Origin of the sequence: Vibrio sp. L3-7, from assembly GCF_963898195.1 — a bacterium.
Classification (GTDB): Bacteria; Pseudomonadota; Gammaproteobacteria; order Enterobacterales; family Vibrionaceae; genus Vibrio; species Vibrio echinoideorum.
Genome location: NZ_CAWQUW010000044.1, coordinates 1 through 8720, shown reverse-complemented (window position 1 = coordinate 8720; position 8720 = coordinate 1). Strand labels below are relative to the sequence as shown.

Sequence of the window (8720 nt, the reverse complement as noted above, 5' to 3'; positions counted from 1 at the left end):
TCAAACAGCCCCTCGAGCCATCAACCCAGTGCTCACCGAACCATTCAAAACCTCCAGTCGAAAGACCTAACAAGGGGACATTTCTATTTGGGACAAATGAGGACATTTTAAAATGGGATTGACAGAGCTAGGGCTTCTTTAGGGGTAGCAACCATCAATGCTAAGCCACCGCAAGCCATTGAAATACTTGTTAAACCAAGCCCGTTATACTTTTTTGCAATGCTGTTCCACAGTGTCTGCGCTTCGTAAGTTTTTGCCTTATCCAAAGCAAGCCCAACTAATGCCTTTTCTTTATCCTCACCAACAATATCAGCAAGCATAAGTACTTGATTCTCTTTTAAAAATGCTCGGTCTTTTCGAATGTCCGTTAGCATTTGAGTGCTAATACCCAAATCGGACGCGACTTGCTTATATTGGATGTAATTCATGTGCTCTTTATAAGCATCTATGAGTTTCTTTGTGTACATTTTGAAAACCTCGTTTGTTTCCTCTAGCTCGATTCTAGCTCATAAACACGAAATTTATCGTATTGCCACTACGAGATTTATCGTATTTACTGTACGGAAATTATCGTACTTACTAACTTCTGGTGGCTTCTATGTTCCAAATTGAATCTATTGAATATGGCTCTGTGCTGAAATCTGAACACGTTAGCTTCTCTAGCTACCCAGAATTCACACACGCGTCTGTGTCTCTTCATAACTCGCCACTAGAAATCTGCTTTGAGTTCCTTGTTAGCGAACTTGAGTTTGGTCAACGTACTATCGGTGAAGAACTTTTCCACACTGTCAGCTATAAGAATCCGCTTTATAACTCTGAAGACTCTTTCACTTTTACGTTTGATAACGACCAAGAACTTGAACAGTTCTGCGCATTCTACGGCTTGGAACGTTAATCATGGATTCAATCTACTTCGACAACGAACCTAACCATGGCATCAACGCCTATTTTCCTTGGGGTCATAACTTCTTTAAGACTCAGCGTGATTTCTTCCAGTTCATGGAGGTTCATTACGGCATGGTGTCATTTCAGATTGTTGAAATTACTGATGAGAACTACCAAGAGCTGTTAGTCAAAGGGGTTTTCCATGCAATCTAAAAAGCCTCATAAGTTCCATGATGAAATTCGTCCGGTTCAAGTGGATCACCTAGCCTTTTCGTTTTCGTATGGCTCGCTTAGACATTTGGACAGCTCGAACGAACAAGACTTTATCAACATGCAGTTTCCTGAGTTTAAAAAGAAAAGCGTTAACGGTCGTCTTAACTCACCAGAAGCGATAGAGAAATCAATAGAGTCACACCGTAACAAATGCCGCAAGGTTTTAGCCGATAGGTTTGATGAGTTCATGTCTAAAGTCTTTAACTTTCGTATTTCTCCTATGCGTGGCCGTGGCTTACATGGCTATGAAGATTCGATGGTGATTTACGATTCTACGGGAACGGTTGAATGTGGCTTGGTTGGTGTTGGCGGTAATAACGATACGGTCTACGTGCAAATCAATGGTACGGGTTGCGCTAAGTTGTTCGACTTCACCACACACAAAAAGGTGCACTGGTGGTTGTCACTTTTAGGTATCACTCGCCTAGCCCGTTTAGATCTCTGTGTGGATGACTACACCGGAATCTTTGACTGTAAGTATGCTGAGAAATGTTTTTATGAGGGAGCATTTCGCACTGCTTCTCGTGGACGTGGTCCCACAATGGTTCCTCATAAGCGCGTTTCACAATCTGGTGAATTATCAGAGGAAGCCGTTCTTGTTGGCTCTCGTACCTCTGCGATCTACTGGCGTGTGTACAACAAGAAGTTCGAGCAAAACATTGCTGACCCTGAAGTGATTTGGTACCGCAATGAAGTGGAATTGAAGAAGTGCGATTTGGCACTACTCGCCTCGCCTGCTTCGGCCTTTGCTGGTCTGTGTGACTTCTCGGCCAGTATCGACCCTGCTGAACCAATGAAGATTGAGCTTAACAAGAAAAAAGCAGGTCTTGAGTTCTTCGCTCGTATTGCTTGGGTTCGTCGTCAATGTGGTAAGGCACTGTCTGAAGTTGTGGCAATGACTGAGGGTGATTTGGGTGAAGCATTCGGAATGCTCATTCCTACACACCATAGACGCGCAAACTTTGAAACCTCGTTGGGTATTCCTGACGAATACACTAAACAGAAAATCGAAATTTTGGAGTCAAGAATATGCCTACAATAACTGGTATTGCTATCAAGCGTTTCCCTAAATCTAATATGGAATTTGCGGAATTGTCTGTCCTACGTGCTGTTGAAGAAGTCGATAACGAGAAGTTTCAGCAAACGGGTATCGGTTACTCGACTGACATCCCTTACAACAAACAAGCGTTGAAAATTGATGTGGCCTACGCTCGTCAGCTTATCCAATCGCGCGCTTTTGTTGCCAACCGTGACTACGAACTGAGCTTTGGCGCTAACCCAAATGATCCACTCGATATCTTGGTTACCAATCTTGTTCCTGTCGATGAAGAAATCAAAAAGCACTTCGATAGCTTCATGAAAGCTAACAAGGCTTAACAATGAACTGCATTACGACCACTCAACAAGGTTACTTAAGAACGTCAACCGACTTTGATTGTCAGCTCGTAATGCTCACAGATTCTGAATACAACAATTTAGTCTCTGCGTCTCAATCTTTGAACATCGACAGTGAACTCTACACCGCTGTTTCAGGTTGGATTTTATTATCTTTCGTTTCTGGCCATGTGCTAGGACGAATATTAAAAACTCTTGGCAAAGGCTAAGGGTCAACTTTTAGTAACACACTCTTAAAAAAGGAAATATCATGAAAAAACGTCTATTGGTTCTAGGTTCTACTGCATTTGTTTCTGCTTCTTCATTTGCTGATAACACTGCAATCACAACGGCTATCAATGAAGCTGTAACGACTGGTCAATCTAACTATGGTTTGGTTGTGGTTGGTCTTATCGGTCTTGCTGCGATTGGCTTTGGTCTTCGCGCTATCATGAACTCTATGGGGAACTAATGGGAGACATTGTCTCTCAAGTCGTAACCGTCCTGTTTGGGGTGGTTATGGCTATGTCATTCGTATATGGCGTATATACGGGTATCAATGCCTCCTAGTTTGGGGGCTTTTTTATATCTAGGCTTTGAATATGAGAATAATACGATACGCGCTCTTGGTACTGTTCGCGTCTTTAAGTGGTTACGCTCACGCCATTAGCTGCCCTTTGGGGGAAGTTGATGACGGTGGCGTTTGTACTTCGGTTTGCACCGTATTGAAATCTCAATCACGAACCTATACCTATGATGCTTACATATGGGGCGAAAGCCCAACGTCAGCGTGTATTGGCCAATATGGTTCAGCTTGTGTTCTTCGCGGAAGCTCTGTATCGATAAGCGTTGACCCGACCAAACGTATGTGGAGTAATTCTTTTACTTTTACGGGCGAAAAATGCTCTGGTGGTGATAGCTTTTCAGGTGACTCAGCCAAGCCTTTCCCTTGGGAGGGTGACATTAATATGAATGGCATTCTCGACAGTGAGGAAGATTGGGATGGTGACGGAATCCCTAACCACTCCGATGCGAATCCAGAGAGTAACGACAATTTGGTGGCCGATACTGACGCAGATGGTATCCCCGACCGAATTCAATCAGACTATGACAAGTTAGTCGAATTAAAAGAGATCAAGAACTACAACTGTGTTGGTGGCTTGGATTGTATGAACACTAAGGCGTGGTCGGATTCAGTCAGAGAATTGTCCAAAAACCAAAATGACTTGGTTGGTGTAATCGATAAATTGGTAAGAACGGGCATCACTCGTAAACAGTTCAATGAAGCTCTCAATACTTATAATGGAGGCCTCAATGAAACGATCATTAACGGCCATCAAAGCATTCGACAAGACATCTCCCATCTTCACCGTAACTTCATCGAAAGAACGGGCAACATCAATGAGATACCCAATCGCATCAGCAACATGGGCGCTAATCTTTCATACAAATTTGTAGAAATGGACAAAGCACTATCTGAGGTTGAACAAAACATACTAAATCAAACCTATGCTTTGGATTATCGACACGTACAAGCCAAGCAGTTGCTATTAGACGTTCAATACAAACTCGATAACTTCGAAGTCGACGTTGACCTTGATGAGCTTTCGCTTTCAGAAACGGACTCGAACCGATTAAGAAACGCAGCTAAGGCCAGTGCCAACCAGAAGATACTTAAACGTATGGAGTCATCCCAAAAAGAGATGACAACTAACGTGTCAGGCCTTTCAGACCAGGTGACGGTTGTTGATGGAAAACTGGATTCTTTGAATACACAACTAAGCGCCCTATCTTCTCAAATAGACGGTATAGACGGCTCTGATATGTCCGGTGTCGAAAGTAAGCTAACTGACCTCATCAATGGTGTCACTAACGACAATAACTTTGTTGAACCTAACTATGGCTTTAATGGTGAGGGATTCATTGTCACTCAAAACCAAATAGCTGAAGTTCAAAATGAAGTCACAGAAATCAAACAAGAAATGACCGATGAATTTGAAAAGTTCAAAGCGTTATTCTCTATCGATACCAGCTCTTTCAATAACGGCACCTATAAAGAGCACTCATTAAATCTCAATGTTAACCATGCTGAACGCTCTTTCAAATCAGGTGTGCTCTCTGCTCTATTGGAGAACGCCACGATCATTTCAGCCGTTGTGATGTTCTTGTTTGTTTTGTCTGGTATCAGAATGTTAGGTAAGGATTAGTTATGGATTACATCTACTCTTTTATTGATTGGATTAGCTTACAGATGGCGTTTATTACGGACTTCTTTAAAGCTATACCCCAAATGACCTTAGACCTCTTTTCATACATTCAGATTTTCATGATTAAGATGAAATTAAAAGCAGAATTAGAGTTCATTAAGCTCTCTTACAACTCGGCTCAAATCCTCTTAAAAGAGATCGGCTTTAACGATATTCTGTCCAAAGCTTTTAATGCTTTACCTGATGAGCTGAGGTTTTATGCGTTTAAGTTTGGCGTCCCTCAAGGCCTTGCAGTATGGGCTAACTTCTTCACTACCGCTTTAGTGATGAGGTTATCTAGATAATGGCGATTACCATAAGAACGGGCGCTAACGGCTCTTACAAGTCCGCATACACGGCTTACTTTTCTATCTACCAAGCTTTGAAAGCAGGTAGAACGGTTGTTACTAACATCGAGGGTATGCAGCCCTTAGCCGTCATTGAAGAACGATTTAATATCCAATTCCCTAGCACCGCTAAACTCTTTCGTATTAGCTCTAGGGATGAATCTGGCGTTCACCTTTGGACGCACTTCTTCTGTTGGTGCCCTATTGGTGCGCTTATCGTTATTGATGAATGTCAGGATATTTTCTCTAAAAACGTCGGCTTTGATATTCGCAAAGTGAAATACAAACCGCTATCTGACTTCATCACTCAATCACCTCGTGACGGCTTACTACCTAAAGATTACGAACGCTTTTTCAATTCTCGTTACACCCCTGCGAACATGGACGAGTTACAAGATTCTGAAATAGATGACAGAGGGATTGCTGAGTACGATTCAGAAGGCAGAATTATCTATCCTCATAGCTTCAATGAGGGGTTCATGAGACACCGAAAATATGACTGGGATATCGAGTTGCTTTCACCAGATTGGAAGCAAATCGATTCTGGTATTAAGGCCTGTGCGAATCAGAACTTCTTTCACAAGGGACGCGATCAGTTTTTCTGGACGAAACGAAATCCCTATATCTTGAAGCATGACAAATCGGTATCGACTCCTGTCATTCCCAAAAAGAAAGACGTCAACCTAACCAATCAAAAAATCCCTTTGGACTCTTTCCTACTCTACAAATCTACGGGGACAGGCAGCGCTAAACAACAACTCGCTATGAATACGCTTTTTCGTAGTCCTAAAGCTATTTTGATTTTTCTATTATCCATATTCTGTTTCGGGTACATAATTTATGACTTATCCAATCGTTATTTTGAAACTACTGAGACGGTGGAGGAAGCGGGACAAACAACGTCTTCAACTGCCGTTCCTAAGCAAAGTGAAACACTACCTAGTAAAAATAGTGAAGCTACTGGGGATGTACGTTCTAGTAGGGATAGCAGTAAAGGCACTGACAAAGATAGCCTTTCTCATGTTCCTATAGCTGAGGTTCTTCCTTTTGAAGGAATTAAGAAAGCGTATGTAACGGGGATTAATTTCGCCATCAAGAGAGGAGCTATCGAGCAACACATTAGCATCGAGGTGGAAGCTCTAGACGGTCTTTATTATGTAAACGAAAACTTCCTAAAGGCTTATAACGTTACTGTAGACCATATTGATGATTGCTTGTTGAAACTGAACAGAGGTCAGTTGTCGAAGTTGATAACATGCAAGCCCTACGCAACTGCTACCGCTTTGCCAGAAGTGAGTCGAGCTGATGTCAGTTTGTTTTAACTAGTTGAGTAATGCTATCAAAACACGAACCGGTGTTTTGATCGAGAACCTTGGAATGCTATCAAACCAAGGTTTTTATCCTGGAACGAACTGCCAAAAATGCTATCATAATCAAACCAGGACAAACCGGCATTGAGGGAAAATGATGGCTATTACTATTCGAGATACTGAAAAGCATGAAGAAATGCTATCCAAGCTAAAAGAATTGACGAAGACATCGACCATGTCTAAAGCTCTAGTTCAAGGTGGCTATGACGCACTTAAGTATCAAGAGTTGTATCAAAAAGAACGAATGCTAAATGAGAAGCTAAAGCGGAAGCTCTACAATAATGAGCTTGCAGTAAATGACTACCTTGATGCTTTGAAAGGATTACAGTCTGTCGTTGAGTAGCCCCGCAGGGATAAGAGAGAGCGAAGCGCGAACGAGGCACCGAGCCACACTGTAGAGGTTATTAGTCCGTAGGTCTCAACTGGCGAGTGTTTCTAACTGCCCATGCTCATCTATGTAGCACCCTCCCTCACCCTGCCAGAATAGCTCTTTAAGGCCTTGCCACATCGGTAAGGCTTTTTTGTGTTCACTAGCTTTCTTAAGATCATTTGAGTGTCGAAAAGGATCTCTTTCCAGTGCTGACGGACAACAAGTGAGAACGACGAAGACTGAGGAGGACGAGCGCGGCGGGAGGAAGCCAACCCCCGTGTTGTATCACGGGGGTAAATTCGACCTATCTATCAGCTCTCACCTAACCCGCTCTAGTTGCAAGCTTGCGCGCTAGTGCTCTGTCTGTATTCGCAAACTTAGTGCGCCAGTGTTTGAGCGAAGCGAGTCTTGCACAGTTAGATCGAGTGTGATCAAATAGCTATTTACACGGAGGTTTTTTTAATGAGTCGAAACAAGAAGTATGAAGATAAGATGAAGTCTAAAGGGTTTAAAAAAGTGACTCTATGGGTTCCAGAGGATAGAGAGTCTGACATCAAACAAGCAGCTTCTGTTATGTGTGACCATGAAAACCTGACGGTTGGAGTTCTGAAAGATGTTTACACTGGTCGTATGGTTTCTATGCACTAGAGTGCTATGTCACTGGTGACAATTTAGTTGTACAATACTAGATTGTTGAATTTAATAGGATTACTTGGCTTGCATGGATATATTTAAAACAATAACTCTTGGCATAGTAGTTGGTATACTGACCTCATTATCCCTGTTTATTTTAAAGCAATTTTTTTATAAGACACTCATCCCTTTTTGGCAAAAGTCTCGTTATCAGGGAGCTGATATATCGGGTTCTTGGAGAGCAGATTTCATTCCTGATGACGAATCAGAAACTACATTGACTTTTATCTTGCAACAAAATGCACACTCTATTTCAGGCTCTATGTCTTTTAAATTTGTTAATCCAACTGTAGAAGAATATATCGAGTTTGATCTTGTAGGCAACTACTGGGAGTCTTACTTATGTCTTAACGCGCAAAGTAAAGATAAGAAGACCTTCTCTGGTGGGACTATGTATTTACAATCTCTGCAGAATGGTAGTACTTTTAATGGATATTTCGCTTTTAGAGATGCAGGCCTTAATTCTGTGAAATGTATACCGATGGTAATTACAAGAAAGTGATATCGAGCATAATCCCAACATTTAGCTTTATCCTAAACGTTGGGGTTTTTGTATCTAGCTCCAATACCAGTGTTAAATTTTGCTTTTAATGTTTGCTATTGCTCTGGCAATACCTAACAAGTGTGTTGAAGTTTTGATTTCTAACTCTGATTGGATTCCTAATAACGCTATCCCTGCTAATATCTGTTGTGGTTTGACGACTTGACCTGTCGGTAATTCCATCTTGTCATACAACATTTTGAACTGTTCCCAATCTTCACTAATGCTTAGCTCCCGTCCCTTTGCCATTCGCATAAGCCTTTTACATTCAGGTGGAATTGGATTTCCTTCATCCCAACCAGTGACTGTCCTCACACTTTTAAAACACAGTTCGGCTACCTCTTCTCTGGACATTTGACATTCCAATTCTCGAAAAATGTAATTCTTACTCATTTCGCGATACTTCAATGATAAAACCTCTAAATACAAGAGGTTGCACTACATTTATAAGATATGCACCATTAAACATAATCAGACATAATACGCACTGAGCGTGTAAGCGCAAAGTTGTAATGTCACTATTTTCCAAAGTTAAAATGTCCCTTTAGCTCATCACCACTAGGCTTAATTGATATTGGTAAACGCTATGGACATAACAACATGCTGGTGACTATGAGTGAT

At 41.7% G+C, this 8720-nt stretch carries 14 protein-coding genes; 12 read left to right on the top strand and 2 right to left on the bottom strand.

What is annotated here, in order from left to right; all coding sequences use genetic code 11:
- Window positions 1–107: 107 nt before the first annotated feature.
- The gene (locus AACW75_RS20105) at window positions 108–467 is read right to left on the bottom strand and encodes a DUF3693 domain-containing protein (RefSeq protein ID WP_237297945.1); all 360 of its coding nucleotides are present in this window, start codon (window positions 465–467) and stop codon (window positions 108–110) included.
- A 131-nt stretch (window positions 468–598) separates the two neighbouring features.
- On the opposite strand from AACW75_RS20105, the gene AACW75_RS20100 reads away from it, so the two are divergent.
- From AACW75_RS20100 to AACW75_RS20045, 12 genes are all read left to right on the top strand, one after another.
- Window positions 599–895 (top strand): hypothetical protein, encoded by a 297-nt coding sequence (locus AACW75_RS20100; RefSeq protein ID WP_076679289.1) that lies wholly within the window; start codon window positions 599–601, stop codon window positions 893–895.
- A 2-nt stretch (window positions 896–897) separates the two neighbouring features.
- Window positions 898–1098, top strand: coding sequence for a hypothetical protein (locus AACW75_RS20095; RefSeq protein ID WP_016792045.1), 201 nt, complete (start codon window positions 898–900; stop codon window positions 1096–1098).
- On the top strand, window positions 1088–2200 hold the full coding sequence (locus tag AACW75_RS20090) for a replication initiation factor domain-containing protein (RefSeq protein ID WP_237297944.1): 1113 nt from the start codon (window positions 1088–1090) through the stop codon (window positions 2198–2200). Before AACW75_RS20095 ends, AACW75_RS20090 begins: the two co-directional genes overlap by 11 nt.
- Complete coding sequence (locus AACW75_RS20085) at window positions 2188–2535, top strand: DUF1293 family protein (protein WP_123286967.1); 348 nt, start codon at window positions 2188–2190, stop codon at window positions 2533–2535. Before AACW75_RS20090 ends, AACW75_RS20085 begins: the two co-directional genes overlap by 13 nt.
- 2 nt (window positions 2536–2537) lie before the next feature.
- The gene (locus AACW75_RS20080) at window positions 2538–2762 is read left to right on the top strand and encodes a hypothetical protein (RefSeq protein ID WP_016786877.1); all 225 of its coding nucleotides are present in this window, start codon (window positions 2538–2540) and stop codon (window positions 2760–2762) included.
- A gap of 41 nt (window positions 2763–2803) precedes the next feature.
- Window positions 2804–3004 (top strand): hypothetical protein, encoded by a 201-nt coding sequence (locus AACW75_RS20075; RefSeq protein WP_055319872.1) that lies wholly within the window; start codon window positions 2804–2806, stop codon window positions 3002–3004.
- A 130-nt stretch (window positions 3005–3134) separates the two neighbouring features.
- A complete protein-coding gene (locus AACW75_RS20070) occupies window positions 3135–4739 on the top strand; it encodes a hypothetical protein (protein ID WP_145568452.1) in 1605 nt (534 codons plus the stop codon).
- Between the two features lie 2 nt (window positions 4740–4741).
- On the top strand, window positions 4742–5083 hold the full coding sequence (locus AACW75_RS20065; RefSeq protein WP_048659343.1) for a hypothetical protein: 342 nt from the start codon (window positions 4742–4744) through the stop codon (window positions 5081–5083).
- Window positions 5083–6447, top strand: coding sequence for a zonular occludens toxin domain-containing protein (locus AACW75_RS20060; RefSeq protein ID WP_237297943.1), 1365 nt, complete (start codon window positions 5083–5085; stop codon window positions 6445–6447). The genes AACW75_RS20065 and AACW75_RS20060 overlap by 1 nt, the downstream gene beginning before the upstream one ends.
- Before the next feature lie 145 nt (window positions 6448–6592).
- Entirely contained in the window at window positions 6593–6838 is a 246-nt protein-coding gene (locus AACW75_RS20055) for a hypothetical protein (RefSeq protein WP_237297946.1), read from the top strand.
- A 489-nt stretch (window positions 6839–7327) separates the two neighbouring features.
- Entirely contained in the window at window positions 7328–7513 is a 186-nt protein-coding gene (locus AACW75_RS20050; RefSeq protein WP_237297942.1) for an antitoxin MazE-like protein, read from the top strand.
- 73 nt (window positions 7514–7586) lie between these two features.
- Complete coding sequence (locus AACW75_RS20045; protein ID WP_237297941.1) at window positions 7587–8060, top strand: hypothetical protein; 474 nt, start codon at window positions 7587–7589, stop codon at window positions 8058–8060.
- 72 nt (window positions 8061–8132) lie between these two features.
- Here the strand turns inward: AACW75_RS20045 and AACW75_RS20040 are convergent, their stop codons facing one another.
- Window positions 8133–8507, bottom strand: a complete 375-nt coding sequence (locus tag AACW75_RS20040; protein ID WP_237297940.1) for a regulator — start codon at window positions 8505–8507, stop codon at window positions 8133–8135.
- Window positions 8508–8720 lie beyond the last annotated feature (213 nt).